Genomic DNA, 14,711 nt, shown 5'->3' with positions numbered 1-14,711 from the left:
GCGGTCTCTTTTATTTGTTTTCATATACATGTGCCACTAACTGACCATTCAAGTATTCGCCAATATACACTTGCTCAATCGTTATGTTCTGTTTTTCTAACTCAGCTTTAACCCATTCTTCATCACGATCAATAATGTCTAAAACATCATCATCTAATTGTCCATCAACAATTAATGGATAACGTAAGTTATCATCGCCGTATTGAATAATCGAGAGTTGCCCATTTTGTTCGAATACCGCACGTTTAACCGTTTTGATTTCATAAATACCGGCAGCACGTAACTTAAACATGAGGTCATTAGCAGTAATACTGTGTTTCATACATTCAGCGGTTTTAACCTTACCGTTTGAAATCACCCAAACAGGTTTACCATCAATCAAAGATTTAACTAATTTGTTATGATTTTTGATAAAACGGAGGGTAAAAACCAATAATGTCCAAAGCACGAGCACGAGAGAGAACTGGAATACCCCAATACTATCGCTATAAATCACACCACCAATAATGCCACCTAGCACATAGTTTTGTACCTGATCCATCGCGGAAGTCGGTGCAAGGTTACCTTTTCCCATTAAGTTAATTTGGAGTACCAGTCCAATAATACCCATGGCCAATTTCAAGCCTAATAATGTGTAGCCATCCATTATTTATCCTCCTTATCAATCACAGTAACATTAGGGTTTACTAAGTTAATTGGGGATAAGGTATACGCTGAAAAATCATTATTAAAATGGACTTCGAAATACTGATCCCGAATATTTAAAATCATGCCGTTCATTAATGTACGGCTATTGGTACGAATATCTTCTTTCTGTAAATTTTGACTATCTTTCACCGAATTTAAAAATGTCACCACGCTAGAGATATCAGCTGCATAGACTTCATTTTGCTCATATTGCTTATATTGCACACCGAGCAAGAAAATAATTAATAAAAGAAAGATAATACTGAGATCGCGATATTTGGTTTGTAACCGATGACGTAAATATAAGCTTGTCACCACAAGCAATGCACCTAACGAGACAAAAATGGCGATATATTTAAAATAACCTTCAAAAGACATCGAATTTTCTAAAAAAGCAAAAGAGAAAAAAGACATTTGTCATTCCTAATTTTAAAGAGAAAAACAGGTTGCTACTGTAGCACAACGAAAACTGACTAGCTATTTTTATCACAGAAATTAAATTCGTTTTTCCGAAAAATCCCTTTTATAATGACCGCACTTTTGAAACAAAAAGAGAAAAATATGAAAGCAATTCAGCCCGAAGATCAGGGATATTGGCTGTTCACCAAAGGATCGACACTTTATTGGCAGGAAAATGATCTGCCTTTCGGAACAGCAAAGGAACTCGGCCTCACAACGCAAAAAGCAATGTTGCTCGGGAAATGGAAATCACAACCTTTATGGCTTGTGGCAGAAAATGATCAAGATGAACGAGAATACCTTTCCCTGCGGAGTTTGTTGTCTTTACCAACTGAAGATTTTCATTTGTTAAGCCGAGGCGTGGAAATCAATCATTTTTTGAAAACCCACCAATTCTGCGGAAAGTGCGGTCAAAAAGCGGAACAAACTCACGATGAGCTAGCGGTTCAATGCACAAGTTGTGGCTATCGTACTTATCCCGTTATTTGCCCTTCGATTATTGTCGCCGTTCGCCGTGGCACAGAGATTTTATTAGCCAACCATAAACGCCATTACACGCCAGGCAAAGCAGGTATTTACACCACGCTAGCCGGTTTTGTGGAAGTGGGTGAAACCTTTGAAGATGCCGTTCATCGTGAAGTGTTTGAAGAAACGGGGATTCGTATTAAAAACATTCGCTATTTCGGTAGCCAACCTTGGGCATTCCCTAATTCACAAATGGTGGGCTTTTTAGCTGATTACGACAGCGGAGAAATTCAACTGCAAGAGACAGAACTGCATGATGCGCAATGGTTTTCTACTACTGCCCCCTTGCCAGAATTACCACCAACAGGTACTATCGCACTCAAATTAATTAATGCTACGCTTGAGCTTTGCAAAGCGGAACAAAATAAATAAAGGAAAGTCCATGTCTGAATTAAAAAATGATCGTTATTTAAAAGCCTTATTACGTGAACCAGTGGATATGACCCCCGTATGGATGATGCGCCAAGCGGGACGCTATTTGCCTGAATATAAAGCAACACGTGCAGAAGCAGGCGATTTTATGTCTCTTTGCCGCAATGCGGATTTAGCTTGTGAAGTTACCTTACAGCCACTTCGTCGCTATGCTTTAGATGCGGCTATTTTGTTCTCAGATATTCTGACCATTCCTGATGCGATGGGCTTAGGCTTAAGTTTTGGTGCAGGTGAAGGCCCCAAATTTGCTCATCCAATTGAAAATAAAAGTGCGGTCGAAAATTTACCGATTCCTGACCCAGAAGGCGAACTTCAATATGTGATGAATGCTGTGCGTACAATTCGTCGCGAACTAAAAGGCGAAGTGCCACTGATTGGTTTCTCTGGTAGCCCGTGGACACTGGCAACTTATATGGTTGAAGGTGGTAGCAGCAAAACCTTCAATAAAATCAAAAAAATGATGTATGCCGAACCGCAAACTTTACATCTTTTATTAGATAAAGTAGCGGATTCCGTGATTTTATACCTAAATGCTCAAATCAAAGCTGGTGCACAAGCGGTCATGGTGTTTGATACCTGGGGCGGTGTGTTAGGTCATCGTGAATATTTAGATTTCTCTCTGCAATATATGCACAAAATCGTTGATGGTTTAATTCGTGAACACGATGGTCGTAAAGTACCGGTAACCTTATTTACTAAAGGCGGCGGGTTATGGTTAGAAGCCATGGCTGATACAGGCTGTGATGCACTCGGATTAGACTGGACAGTTAATTTGGCTGATGCAAAAGCGCGTGTGGGCCATAAAGTGGCACTACAAGGCAATATGGATCCAAGCGTGTTATATGCACCAGCAGAGCGTATTGAGCAAGAAGTGCGGTCAATTTTAGCTGATTTTGGTCAAGGCAGCGGACATGTATTTAACTTAGGTCATGGAATCCACCAAGATGTGCCAGAAAGTGCACCAAAAATCTTCGTGGATGCCATTCATGAGTTCTCAAAAGCCTATCATAAATAAGCGAGAAAAAAATGCGAAATCCAATTCACAAGCGCCTCGAAAATGTTGAAAGCTGGCAACATCTGACCTTTATGGCTTGCTTATGCGAACGTATGGCACCGAACTTTGCCCTGTTTTGTCAAATGACCGAACAAAAGCCTGCAGAAAAAACCTATCATAACATTTTAAACTTAGTGTGGGAGTTTCTAACGGTTAAAGAGGCAAAGATTAATTTCGAGAACCAATTAGAGAAACTTGAAGAAATTATTCCTGATGTGAATGATTATGACTTCTTTGGTGTGGTACCCGCTCTCGATGCTTGTGAAGCGTTAGGTGAATTATTGCACGCGATTATCGCGGGCGAGACACTTGAAAAAGCAATTCAAATCAGCCAAATTTCATTAGGCACGGTTTGTTCTTTGTTAGAAACACAAGAAGATCGTGAGCTTTCTGAAACTGAACTGAAAAGCCGTGAAGAAATTGAAGAAGAACTAGACCTTCAATGGCAAATCTATCGCTTACTCAAAGACTGTGAAAAACGCGATATAGACTTGATTTTATCCCTCCGAAACGAGATTAAACAGGAGGGAATCTCCAACATTGGTATAAAAATTGAGCAATAACGTGAGATTTGTCACAATTTTTGCAAATCGGGCTTTTATTTCCTGCCAAGTTCGATTAGACTTGCCCAAGCCGTAGCAGTTAAAAGCTACGCTTATTTAAATAGAGTCAATTTTAATTTAACAGAAGGTACAAATTTATGAACAAAACAGATTTAATCGATGCAATTGCAAGTGCAGCTGAATTAAACAAAAAACAAGCTAAAGCTGCATTAGAAGCTACTTTAGCCGCTATCACTGGTAGCCTTAAAAAAGGTGAACCTGTTCAATTAATCGGTTTCGGTACATTCAAAGTAAACAAACGTGCAGCACGTACTGGCCGTAACCCACAAACTGGTGCAGAAATCAAAATCGCAGCATCTAAAGTTCCAGCATTCGTATCTGGTAAAGCATTAAAAGACGCAATCAAATAATTGCTCTTAAAACGAATTTTAATTGAACCCTGCTTTGTCAGGGTTTTTTGTTGCCTAAATTTTAGCTTTACAATCATTATTTTGCCGATATAATTCCGAACCGAAACTTATTGCGGGATATAAATAATGAAACGAAACATTCAACACCGAAATACCCAACAGCGCAGACATGCCATCATGCAACTGCTGCAAGAACAAGGTGAAGTCAGTGTAGAACAGCTAGTACAGTTATTTGACACCTCTGAAGTGACGATTCGAAAAGATCTCACTGCATTGGAAAGTAATGGTTTCCTTCTTCGTAAATACGGTGGTGCCATTTTAATGCCACAAGAAATCATCGAAGAAGAACAAGATGATGAACTTTCGCAACGAAAGTTAGTCTTAGCTAAGGCAGCTGCAGAACGTATTCGTGATCATAATCGTATTATTGTGGATAGTGGCAGCACAACCGCTGCATTGATTAAACAACTTAATCGCAAGCAAGGCTTGGTTGTGATGACGAATTCGCTTTCGGTGGCGACAGCATTACGTTCACTCGAAAATGAACCTACGCTCTTAATGACGGGAGGCACTTGGGACACGCGTTCCGAATCCTTCCAAGGCAATATTGCCGAACAAGTGCTACGTTCTTATGATTTTGACCAATTATTTATTGGTGCCGATGGCATTGATTTAGAACGTGGTACAACGACATTTAATGAGTTGGTTCGCTTAAGCCAAGTGATGGCTGAAGTATCTCGCGAAGTGATCGTGATGGTGGAATCACAAAAAATTGGCAGAAAAATGCCAAATGTGGAATTAACCTGGCAGCAAATTGATGTGCTGATTACTGATAACAAATTATCTCAGACTGATAAAGACGCCATAATGGCGCAAGGCGTAGAAGTAATTTGTGTAGATGTGGCATAAAGTGCGGTCAGAAAAATAAGACTTTTAATTTTAGTAAATAAGGAAAAACTATGTGTGGTATTGTTGGTGCGGTAGCACAACGTGATGTAGCAGAAATTTTAATTAATGGTTTACACCGCTTAGAGTATCGTGGTTATGACTCTGCAGGTGTTGCTGTCGTGGATCCAAACCATGAATTACACCGAGTGCGCTGCTTAGGTAAAGTAAAAGCCCTTGATGAAGCCGTTGCAATAAAACCATTAATCGGTGGTACGGGGATTGCGCACACACGTTGGGCAACTCATGGTGAACCTTCTGAAGCCAATGCTCACCCACATACTTCGGGTAACTTTGCTGTCGTACATAATGGCATCATCGAAAATCACGAAGAATTACGTGAATTGCTTAAATCTCGTGGTTATGTGTTCAATTCTCAAACTGATACCGAAGTAATTGCTCACCTCGTTGAATGGGAAATGCGTACAGCCTCAAATCTTCTTGAAGCTGTCCAAAAAACCGTAAAACAACTTACCGGTGCATACGGTATGGTGGTATTAGATCGCGAACATCCAGAACATTTAGTGGCTGCACGTTCAGGCAGCCCATTAGTAATTGGTTTAGGGATTGGTGAAAATTTCCTGGCATCTGACCAACTCGCGTTATTAAGCGTGACTCGTCGTTTCATCTACTTAGAAGAAGGCGACATTGCAGAAATTACACGTCGTACCGTGGATATTTACGATGCGAATGGTCAAAAAGTAGAACGTGAAGTGCACGAGTCTAACCTTGAAAATGATGCAGCAGAAAAAGGCAAATTCCGCCATTTCATGCAAAAAGAAATCTATGAGCAACCAAATGCATTAATCAACACCATGGAAGGACGTATCCTTCATAACAACGTGATTGTGGATGCTATTGGTAATGGCGCAGCTGAAATTTTAGAAAAAGTTGAACATATTCAAATCGTGGCTTGTGGTACCTCATATAATGCAGGGATGACGGCTCGTTACTGGTTTGAAGCACTTGCTGGCGTAAGCTGTGATGTTGAAATCGCGTCTGAATTCCGCTATCGCAAATTTGTCACTCGCCCGAATAGCTTGTTAGTGACTATCTCTCAATCAGGTGAAACAGCGGATACCCTTGCAGCACTTCGTCTTGCAAAAGAAAAAGGTTACATGGCAGCATTAACGATCTGTAACGTATCAAGTTCATCTTTAGTACGTGAATCCGATCTTGCATTCATGACACGTGCTGGCGTTGAAGTCGGTGTGGCATCAACTAAAGCTTTTACCACTCAGTTGGCTACATTATTAATGTTAGTGACTGCAATTGGTAAAGTAAAAGGCAATATCTCAAACGAACAAGAAGTGGAAATTGTAAAAGCGTTACAATCACTTCCGGCTGAAGTTGAAAAAGCCCTTGCATTTGATAAAGATATCGAAGCATTAGCAGAAGACTTCGCAGAGAAAAACCATGCACTTTTCTTAGGTCGTGGTGAATTCTACCCAATCGCAATGGAAGCTTCATTGAAATTAAAAGAAATTTCTTATATCCATGCTGAAGCTTATGCGGCAGGTGAATTAAAACACGGTCCATTAGCCTTAATCGATGCAGACATGCCGGTTATCGTGGTCGCACCAAATAATGAATTACTTGAAAAAGTGAAATCAAACATTGAAGAGGTACGTGCTCGTGGTGGTCAGCTTTATGTGTTCGCTGATAAAGAAGCAGGCTTCACACCAAGCGAAGGCATGAAAATTATCACCATGCCAAAAGTGAATGAAATTATTGCACCAATTTTCTACACCGTTCCAATGCAATTATTGTCATACCACGTGGCATTAATTAAAGGAACCGACGTGGATCAACCTCGTAACTTAGCAAAATCGGTAACAGTAGAATAAAGTGCGGTTAAAAATCAGCGCATTTTAATACAAAAAAGCACAGGTTTAATCCTGTGCTTTTTGTTTAAATAAACCGATAACCGTTTTCTGTCACTTCCAAAATTGAGGCATAATCCTTTCGCCAATCGCCTAACACAATTCGCATGTATGTTTCCTCCTGATGAATGGCTTCTCGATGTGTATGGCCGTGAATTAACCGATTAACGCCAAATTCTTTCACTGTTTGTGCCGTAAACGCTAAATTCACATCCATGATATCCAGTGACTTATATTGCTTATCTTGTTTACTCTTCGCGCGAATTTTCTCTGCAATTTTTAACCGCACTTTTAGTGGCAAACATAAAAACAGCCTTTGTCGCCAATTTTGATGCACTTTTCGGCGAAATTGCTGATATTTCACATCATCAACACATAACGTATCACCATGACAAATTAAGGTTTTCACACCATAAAGATCAACACAATGATAGTCAGGCAATAACGTTAAACCACAATCTTGTGCAAATTTTTTCCCTACGAGAAAATCTCGATTACCATGAATGAAATAACAAGCAATGCCCTTTTCTGTCAGGTTTTTAATCAACTGTTTGACTTGTGAGATTAAAGGTGAAGTTTCATCATCACCAATCCAAAAATCAAAAAGATCCCCCAAAATATAAACCGCTTGGGCTTCTTGTGCTTTGTTTTGCATAAAATCGTTAAAAAGTGCGGTTAATTCCGGATGGGTTTCGCTCAAATGAAGATCTGCAATAAAATAAATGGGTTTCATAACTATTCCGTCATTTTTTTCATTAGATTAGCACACATTTTTGTGTAATTTGCTATACTTTCCAAAAATTTTAATTAGGTATTTTCTATGTTAAAAATCGCCAGAATTCTCATCATTGCACTTTGCTGTATTTTAATTTGTGTGCTCGGTACGATCTATTCCTTTATTCGTTTCAAAAATCCAAGTAATGTGGGCGTTATGGCTCGCTGGTTTGGTCGTTTATACCCTTTATTTGGCTTAGAAGTAGAACACCGCTTTCCACAAAATAAAGAGAATATGCCGCGTTGTATTTATATCGGTAACCACCAAAATAATTTCGATATGGTAACTATCTCTTACATGGTATTACCTCGCACGGTGAGTGTGGGTAAAAAAAGCCTAATTTGGATTCCTTTCTTCGGTATTTTATATTGGGTAACGGGTAATATTTTCCTAGATCGTGAAAATCGTTCTAAAGCACACAGCACCATGACGGAACTTGCTCGCCGTATCAATAAAGACAACCTGTCAATTTGGATGTTCCCTGAAGGTACACGTAGCCGTGGTCGCGGCTTATTGCCATTCAAAACAGGGGCATTCCATGCTGCAATCGCGGCTGGTGTGCCAATCGTGCCTGTAGTGTGTTCAACGACGCATAACAAAATTGATTTGAATCGTTGGGATAATGGTAAGGTAATTTGTGAAATGATGGAGCCAATTGATGTGTCAGCATACACAAAAGACAATGTGCGCGAACTCGCTTCTTACTGTCACGATTTAATGGAAAAACGCATCGCCGAACTCGATGCTGAAGTTGCACAAGGAAAATAATATGTTGCGTCTTTCTCGTCGCCAATTATTAAAAACTACCGCAATTTCAACTGCACTTGCTGCCACACCTCAATCAGTATTAGCAGCATCCCGTGAAAAATTAACTATTCCTCCGTTGATGGAGGCAAAACGTGGTCGCCCCATTATTCTTAATATGGAAGAAACCGGTTATAAGCTAGATGGCTCCCATAGTGTCAGTGTATGGGGCTTTAACGGCAATTATCTTGGGCCTACTATTCGCATCAAATCGGGTTCCTTTGCAAAACTCAATTATCACAACAATTTGCCACAAAGCATTGCCCTCTCCATTCAAGGATTACAAGCCAGTGGCGAATTATTTGGTGGTGCCGCAAAAGTCTTAAAGAAAGGAGAATCTTGGGCTCCGATTATCCCGATAGAGCAACCTGCCTCGACTTGCTGGTATCGTTCAGCGACCCTGGCTAACTCTGCTTATCAAACCTATCGTGGAATTGTGGGGATGTGGTTAATTGAAGATGATCAAAGCTTAAAATCGCAACTGCCTCATAAATATGGCGTGGACGATATTCCATTAATCTTACAAGACATGGAATTTAACAGCGACGGATTACAATTATTTAAGCAAAATCAACCGCACTTTGTCGGTAATCGTCTTCTTGTGAATGGACAAGAAGCGCCTTATCTTGACGTCCCTCGCGGTTGGGTACGTTTACGCTTGCTTAATGCCTCATTGGCAAGAGCCTATGATCTGCGTTTAGATAACGAACAAGACATGTTGCTCATTGCACGAGATTTAGGTTTTTTACCTCAAGGTAAAGCGATAAATTCTCTCATTCTTGCACCGGGAGAACGTGCAGAAGTGTTAGTCAATTTAAGCGAAGGAGAAGGCGTATCGCTTATCTCTGGCGCTAAACGTGGTATCTTTGACAAAATCAAAAATGTGTTCAGTTCAGGTAATGATTTTGCAGATAACACCGTTTTAGAACTTAGACCACAAGGTGAAATCTCCGCATTCAGTAAAAAAATGAATGAGCAATTCAATACTGATGCCACGGCGATACTCGAGAGTAAAATCGCCCAAGAACGCACCTTTGAATTGGATGTAACAAATGGCTTAATCAACAAACAACGCTTCGATCCTCGCCGAGTTGATGTGTCGGCCAAAGTCGGTACTGTCGAACGTTGGGTCATCAACAGTTCGCTGCCAGTTGGCTTCACCATTCAAGGGGCTAAATTTGTTATTGAAAGCCAAGATGACGTCAACGTCGATGCGTCGGAACTAGCATGGAAAGACACGGTTTGGGTGAAAAAGAAAGTACAAATTTTAGTAAAATTTGAACAACCTTCGTCAAATACTCATCCCTTCTTATTTGGCTCATCCAATTTAATGCTGGCAGATATGGGCTGCCTTGGTATAATGATTGTTCAATAAAATAATGATATAAAAAGGAATCTAACATGAAAAAAATCTCAACATTCGCTTTAATTGCGACCTTATTCTCAACTGGCACATTTGCTGTAGCACCAGAATCAAAAGAAACAGCTAAAGATACTGCAAATGAGCCTACTATTTATCTCTCTGTGTTTGATAGAACTCAGGAGCCATCACCTGATTTAAATAAAAAAGAAACCTCTCGTTCCAATAAAACTGAGAAAGTATGTTGGGTAGCAACGGGGAATTTTGGTAAAAAAGCAACGGTAAGTGAAACCTTTAAAGCTCAAGCCCAAAGTGAATTCACTAGTTCGATTGAGAATGCAAAAGTGGTGTCATCACCAAATAAAAAACTCCATACTATCACTTATACCAGACCAACATTAGAAAATGGCAAATATATGATGAACTGTTGGACATTCGACCGAAGAGATCCAATCGGCAAATATGTGCTGACTGTCAAAATTGGTAAACACGAATTTGAAAAACAAGTTTTCTACGTGACTGAGTAATTAAAAACACAAAAAACATCTGTGCTCTAATGCACAATATGTGCCACATAATATATTTTCAATATGATCTTAATAAAAAATAATAATGAGCAATAAAATAACAGCTATATAAGAAAATGTTAAAGATGATACTTTTAAATTCATTAATCTGTATCTTATGGATAAGATACAACTTTCTTCTACAATTGTTTCATGATTTTCTAAATAATTCCCACATAGGAGAAAACTCATATGTATTCTGAACAACTTCCTCTTATTAAATCAACCGAAAATAAACCTAAGATTCTATCTCTATTTTCAGGTTGTGGAGGCTTGGATTTGGGTTTTCATCAAGCTGGTTATGAGACTGTTTGGGCTAATGATTTTTCCCATTGGGCTTGCGAGAGTTTTCGCAAAAATATTGGCGATGTAATCGTAGAAGGTGATATTGAACAAATTGACCCAAATGATCCAACTATTCCTGAATGTGACATTATTTTAGGTGGCTTTCCTTGCCAGGATTTTTCCATGATTTGGAAACAACCTGGTTTAGAAGGTGAGCGAGGGAATCTGTATAAAAGTTTTTTACGTTTTGTGAATGCAAAAAAACCAAAAGTTTTTGTTGCCGAAAATGTCAAAGGTCTTCTGACCGCCAACAAGAAAAAAGCCATCCAACAAATCATTACCGACTTTGAAAATTGTGGCTATTACGTTCAGGCAAAGTTATATAACTTTGCTGAATTTGGCGTTCCTCAATTTCGAGAACGAGTCCTGATTGTTGGTGTTCGGTTAGACACAGGATTTGATTTTCACCATCCAAAACCGACTCACAATGAGACTGGCGAAAATGGGTTAAAACCATATGTAACCGCAGGTCATGCAGTATCCAATATCCCTCCAAATGCCAGTAATAATGAGCTACTGAAGATTAGTGAACAAACTCGTAAGCGTTTAGAGCTAATCCCTGAAGGAGGAAACTATAGCGACATTCCTAAAGAACATCCTTTATATGTAAAAAGTATGTTAAGCCTTGTTTATCGCCGTATGCACCGAGATAAACCTTCCACAACAATCATTGCTGCAGGGGGAGGGGGTACTTGGGGTTACCATTATCCTGAACCTCGTGCTTTTACTAATCGTGAACGTGCAAGATTACAAAGTTTTCCTGATGATTTTGAGTTTATTGGTTCAACGACAGAAGTTCGTCGTCAAATTGGTAATGCCGTTCCACCACAAGGGGTCGTTGAACTAGCAAAAAGTATTTTGCCGATTTTTTCAGGCAACTACGAAAAAGTAGATTTACATAAGAAATTAGAAGCTGAAAAAGAAATTTTATTCCATGAGCGATTAAGCAAAATTCGAGGAGGAAAACGATGAATACTGTTTTTTCTAATATTGCTAATGCACGAATTACAGATAAGCCATTAAATAAAGTTTGGATGGATTTATTTATGTCTGCCAATGAAGTTTTAATGGCAACAGGCTATGTATCAAATGATGCAGTCAAAGAGTTACATAAAATTTTAGAAGATAGCGAACATAGTCAGAAAATCAATTTGTTGGTTGGCATGCACTATTTAGAGGGATTTACTAGACCACAATACAACAGCCTCTGTGAATTAAATCATTTTTTACAAGAAGAACAACGTGGAGCTGTATACATTTCACCACGTGTAAAATTTCATGGAAAAATGTATTCGTTTAAAAGTCAGAATGAGATTCATGGGTTGATTGGCTCTGCTAATCTTACTTGCTTTTGGGATAACACTGAGCGCACCTATGAAACGATGCTTCATTTGAGTAATTTTCAGATGGCATCCAAGTTACATAATGATATAGAACAGGTCATTCAGCAATTGGGAGTAACTATTAATAAAGTAGAAAAACCAACTGATTTTAAAGAACATAATGTTCATCTGGAAAAATGCTTAGGCGTTGAGAAAATCAGTGATTCTAAAGTTGAACAACTTTTCTCACAAATATCGGCTTATCATTTTAATTTACCTGTTAAAACTTTTCCAGAAAGTAGCTTAAATCGATTTTTCGCCAAAGGCCGTAAAAATAAACGAGGGTTTTATTTACCTAGGCCATGGTATGAAGCTGAATTGATTGTATCAACAAAATTTTTAAGTGCAGATGGATACCCAAAACAAAAAGAATTCACAGTGATTACAGATGATGGATGGCAATTTGAATGTAATACCACTGGACAAAACGGTAAGAATTTCAGCTCAAAAGGAGACCAGACCATTTTTGGTAAATGGATTAAAGGACGTTTAGAAGCTACTGATTGTTTAAGGACGGGAGAACCTGTAACTGAAGAAACTCTACGCAAATACGGCAATGACCATATTGAACTTCGCTCAACAGACAATCCTAATATTTGGTTACTCTCATTTAAGGGGAAAAACTAATGCTACAAACCTACTTAAACCAATTAACTCCACCTGAGTTAGCTGATTCTGTTAAAAATACTGTTAACGGTTTTATGGCAAAATTAGCGCAAACAAAACCAAAAATTTCACAAAATGTTTTATTACTTGGAAATGTTCAAAGTGGCAAAACAGCGCAGGTTTTGGGGGTGTTAAGTGCATTAGCTGATAATGATCACAAAGTTTTTCTATATCTCACCACCGACAGTGTAGATTTGCAGGAACAAACAGTCAAACGTGCCAAAACCAATCTGAAAAACTTTATCGTATTGTCAGAAAATGACGACAGAAGTTTTATGGAAGTGATGAAGGCAAATAATCCTATCTTAGTAGTGATTAAAAAGAACGCTCGTGTACTGAAACGTTGGCGCAATCTATTTACTAGCCAAAACAGTCTGAAAGGCTATCCTTTAGTTATTGTGGACGATGAAGCCGATGCGGCCAGCCTGAACACTAACGCTGATAAGCATGATAAAGATGCTAGCACTATCAATAAGCTATTGAGCGACATCAAAAATTCCTGTTGTCAAAGTCTATTTATCCAATTGACAGCCACACCACAATCACTTTTGTTGCAACATGATGAATCCGATTGGCAACCTGAATTTATCCACTTCTTTGAAGCAGGAGAAAAATACATTGGTGGTAATTTTGTATTTTCTGATCCACCCTGTTATATCGTTCGTTTTATTAACAGTGAATTAGATGATATGAAAGACGAAAGTGGTGAAATTGCCGAAGGGGTAAAACAAGCATTACTCAGTTTTATGATAACCAGTGCAGAATTTGCGCTATGTGGTAAAACTAACTGTAATTTTGCTCTGCATCCAAGCTATAAAATTCTCGACCATCAAGCTTTTTCTCAAAAAATCCAAGCCTTTTTGAATGATTTAGTTCAAGCGATCAATAATGGAGAAAATATTGCAGATAGTTTTAAAGAAAACTACTTAGATTTACAAAAAACCAAACCCGATATTCATCACTTTGAAGAAATCTACGAAAAGCTAACCGCTCTTTTAGAAAATAAGCAAATCTGTACCCTTGTTGTTAACTCACAGACAGAAGCTGATTTCAATCTAGAAGAAGGTTTCAACATTATTATTGGTGGTAATGTGATTGGGCGAGGATTGACTATTCCAAAATTGCAAACAGTTTATTACAGTCGCACAGCTAAAAAACCGAATGCAGATACTTTCTGGCAACATTCTCGTATTTTTGGATATGACCGGGATAAGTCATTATTACGGCTTTATATTCCGTCTGATGTCTATCATTTCTTTGTTCAACTTAATCAGGCAAATAATCTGATTATTGAGCAGGCAAAAAAATTAGACGGCAATCTTCAGATTATTTATCCCCAAAATATTAACCCAACCCGAAAAAATGTATTAAAATCAGAGGGTATTAATCAAATGGTCGGTGGCGTGAATTACTTTCCGTTTCGTCCGAATGAAAACAACTTATCGGCTATTGATGACCTTTTACCTTCTATTTTGAAAGATGAAGTCCAAGCCAATTTATATCAAATAGATACAGATGATTTATTCTTAATTCTGGATAAACTCGGCGATTATGCACTGGACGACTGGGATAAGAAAAAATTTATCATCAGCATTCAAGCATTGAAGACTCAACGTCCAACTTTTAAAACTTATGTTTTGGTCAAAACAGGGCGTAATCTTTCTAAAGGGACTGGCACAATGCTTTCTCCAGATGATAGAAAATTAGGAGAAGAATATCCTAATGATTTATTTCTTACACTTTATAAAGTCGTGGGAAATAAAAACAACGATTGGCAGGGGGAGGATTTTTGGTTGCCTAATATTAAACTACCATATAAAGGACTTGTTTATTGGGGAATAAAATAAAATTCAAA

Annotated in this window: 15 protein-coding genes; 12 read left to right on the top strand and 3 right to left on the bottom strand. The window is 38.6% G+C overall.

Translation table 11 applies throughout. The annotated features are described in order from the left end of the window. Positions 1–10 precede the first annotated feature (10 nt). Together HMPREF2750_RS08690 and HMPREF2750_RS08685 are read right to left on the bottom strand one after the other, a co-directional pair. Positions 11–646: a DUF421 domain-containing protein gene (locus tag HMPREF2750_RS08690; protein ID WP_049365275.1), complete on the bottom strand. Its 636-nt coding sequence runs from the start codon at positions 644–646 to the stop codon at positions 11–13. Beyond that, positions 646–1,101, bottom strand: a complete 456-nt coding sequence (locus HMPREF2750_RS08685; protein ID WP_070583486.1) for a DUF3290 family protein — start codon at positions 1,099–1,101, stop codon at positions 646–648. Before HMPREF2750_RS08685 ends, HMPREF2750_RS08690 begins: the two co-directional genes overlap by 1 nt. Positions 1,102–1,248: 147 nt before the next feature. Here HMPREF2750_RS08685 and nudC point away from each other — a divergent pair, with 147 nt between their 5' ends. From nudC to glmS, 6 genes are all read left to right on the top strand, one after another. After that, entirely contained in the window at positions 1,249–2,043 is a 795-nt protein-coding gene (gene nudC, locus HMPREF2750_RS08680) for an NAD(+) diphosphatase (RefSeq protein ID WP_070583574.1), read from the top strand. Positions 2,044–2,053: 10 nt separating this feature from the next. After that, positions 2,054–3,118 carry a uroporphyrinogen decarboxylase gene (gene hemE, locus HMPREF2750_RS08675; RefSeq protein WP_070583484.1) on the top strand — a complete coding sequence of 355 codons (1,065 nt, stop codon included), beginning with the start codon at positions 2,054–2,056 and terminating at the stop codon, positions 3,116–3,118. A gap of 11 nt (positions 3,119–3,129) precedes the next feature. After that, the gene (locus HMPREF2750_RS08670) at positions 3,130–3,720 is read left to right on the top strand and encodes a YjaG family protein (RefSeq protein ID WP_070583483.1); all 591 of its coding nucleotides are present in this window, start codon (positions 3,130–3,132) and stop codon (positions 3,718–3,720) included. A 137-nt stretch (positions 3,721–3,857) separates the two neighbouring features. Continuing rightward, a complete protein-coding gene (locus tag HMPREF2750_RS08665) occupies positions 3,858–4,130 on the top strand; it encodes an HU family DNA-binding protein (protein WP_005696943.1) in 273 nt (90 codons plus the stop codon). A 126-nt stretch (positions 4,131–4,256) separates the two neighbouring features. Then, on the top strand, positions 4,257–5,039 hold the full coding sequence (locus HMPREF2750_RS08660) for a DeoR/GlpR family DNA-binding transcription regulator (protein WP_070583481.1): 783 nt from the start codon (positions 4,257–4,259) through the stop codon (positions 5,037–5,039). 50 nt (positions 5,040–5,089) lie between these two features. Further along, entirely contained in the window at positions 5,090–6,922 is a 1,833-nt protein-coding gene (glmS, locus tag HMPREF2750_RS08655; RefSeq protein ID WP_070583479.1) for a glutamine--fructose-6-phosphate transaminase (isomerizing), read from the top strand. A gap of 64 nt (positions 6,923–6,986) precedes the next feature. On the opposite strand, the gene lpxH is transcribed toward glmS, so the two are convergent. After that, positions 6,987–7,691, bottom strand: coding sequence for a UDP-2,3-diacylglucosamine diphosphatase (lpxH, locus tag HMPREF2750_RS08650; protein WP_070583477.1), 705 nt, complete (start codon positions 7,689–7,691; stop codon positions 6,987–6,989). Positions 7,692–7,778: 87 nt separating this feature from the next. On the opposite strand from lpxH, the gene HMPREF2750_RS08645 reads away from it, so the two are divergent. The 6 genes from HMPREF2750_RS08645 (at position 7,779) to HMPREF2750_RS08620 (ending at position 14,703) form a co-directional block, all read left to right on the top strand. Next, positions 7,779–8,501, top strand: coding sequence for a 1-acylglycerol-3-phosphate O-acyltransferase (locus HMPREF2750_RS08645; RefSeq protein ID WP_070583475.1), 723 nt, complete (start codon positions 7,779–7,781; stop codon positions 8,499–8,501). Between the two features lies 1 nt (position 8,502). Then, positions 8,503–9,912, top strand: coding sequence for a multicopper oxidase domain-containing protein (locus HMPREF2750_RS08640; RefSeq protein WP_070583473.1), 1,410 nt, complete (start codon positions 8,503–8,505; stop codon positions 9,910–9,912). Between the two features lie 26 nt (positions 9,913–9,938). Continuing rightward, entirely contained in the window at positions 9,939–10,424 is a 486-nt protein-coding gene (locus HMPREF2750_RS08635) for a hypothetical protein (protein WP_070583471.1), read from the top strand. 231 nt (positions 10,425–10,655) lie between these two features. Next, the gene (locus HMPREF2750_RS08630) at positions 10,656–11,780 is read left to right on the top strand and encodes a DNA cytosine methyltransferase (protein ID WP_070583469.1); all 1,125 of its coding nucleotides are present in this window, start codon (positions 10,656–10,658) and stop codon (positions 11,778–11,780) included. Beyond that, positions 11,777–12,817, top strand: a complete 1,041-nt coding sequence (locus tag HMPREF2750_RS08625; protein WP_070583467.1) for a restriction endonuclease PLD domain-containing protein — start codon at positions 11,777–11,779, stop codon at positions 12,815–12,817. Before HMPREF2750_RS08630 ends, HMPREF2750_RS08625 begins: the two co-directional genes overlap by 4 nt. Beyond that, positions 12,817–14,703, top strand: coding sequence for a Z1 domain-containing protein (locus HMPREF2750_RS08620; RefSeq protein ID WP_070583464.1), 1,887 nt, complete (start codon positions 12,817–12,819; stop codon positions 14,701–14,703). The genes HMPREF2750_RS08625 and HMPREF2750_RS08620 overlap by 1 nt, the downstream gene beginning before the upstream one ends. Positions 14,704–14,711 lie beyond the last annotated feature (8 nt).

The organism is Haemophilus sp. HMSC066D02 (assembly GCF_001810545.1).
GTDB lineage: Bacteria > Pseudomonadota > Gammaproteobacteria > Enterobacterales > Pasteurellaceae > Haemophilus_D.
Note: the sequence above shows the minus strand (reverse complement) of the source record. Positions and strands in the feature narration are given on the sequence as shown.

Excerpts from the sequence above, each read along its gene's own strand:
- HMPREF2750_RS08690 (WP_049365275.1), bottom strand. The coding sequence starts at position 646 with ATGGATGGCTACACATTATTAGGCTTGAAATTGGCCATGGGTATTATT.
- HMPREF2750_RS08625 (WP_070583467.1), top strand. The coding sequence starts at position 11,777 with ATGAATACTGTTTTTTCTAATATTGCTAATGCACGAATTACAGATAAG.
- HMPREF2750_RS08665 (WP_005696943.1), top strand. The coding sequence starts at position 3,858 with ATGAACAAAACAGATTTAATCGATGCAATTGCAAGTGCAGCTGAATTA.
- glmS (WP_070583479.1), top strand. The coding sequence starts at position 5,090 with ATGTGTGGTATTGTTGGTGCGGTAGCACAACGTGATGTAGCAGAAATT.
- HMPREF2750_RS08645 (WP_070583475.1), top strand. The coding sequence starts at position 7,779 with ATGTTAAAAATCGCCAGAATTCTCATCATTGCACTTTGCTGTATTTTA.
- HMPREF2750_RS08640 (WP_070583473.1), top strand. The coding sequence starts at position 8,503 with ATGTTGCGTCTTTCTCGTCGCCAATTATTAAAAACTACCGCAATTTCA.
- HMPREF2750_RS08630 (WP_070583469.1), top strand. The coding sequence starts at position 10,656 with ATGTATTCTGAACAACTTCCTCTTATTAAATCAACCGAAAATAAACCT.
- lpxH (WP_070583477.1), bottom strand. The coding sequence starts at position 7,691 with ATGAAACCCATTTATTTTATTGCAGATCTTCATTTGAGCGAAACCCAT.
- HMPREF2750_RS08685 (WP_070583486.1), bottom strand. The coding sequence starts at position 1,101 with ATGTCTTTTTTCTCTTTTGCTTTTTTAGAAAATTCGATGTCTTTTGAA.
- HMPREF2750_RS08660 (WP_070583481.1), top strand. The coding sequence starts at position 4,257 with ATGAAACGAAACATTCAACACCGAAATACCCAACAGCGCAGACATGCC.
- HMPREF2750_RS08635 (WP_070583471.1), top strand. The coding sequence starts at position 9,939 with ATGAAAAAAATCTCAACATTCGCTTTAATTGCGACCTTATTCTCAACT.
- hemE (WP_070583484.1), top strand. The coding sequence starts at position 2,054 with ATGTCTGAATTAAAAAATGATCGTTATTTAAAAGCCTTATTACGTGAA.
- HMPREF2750_RS08670 (WP_070583483.1), top strand. The coding sequence starts at position 3,130 with ATGCGAAATCCAATTCACAAGCGCCTCGAAAATGTTGAAAGCTGGCAA.
- HMPREF2750_RS08620 (WP_070583464.1), top strand. The coding sequence starts at position 12,817 with ATGCTACAAACCTACTTAAACCAATTAACTCCACCTGAGTTAGCTGAT.
- nudC (WP_070583574.1), top strand. The coding sequence starts at position 1,249 with ATGAAAGCAATTCAGCCCGAAGATCAGGGATATTGGCTGTTCACCAAA.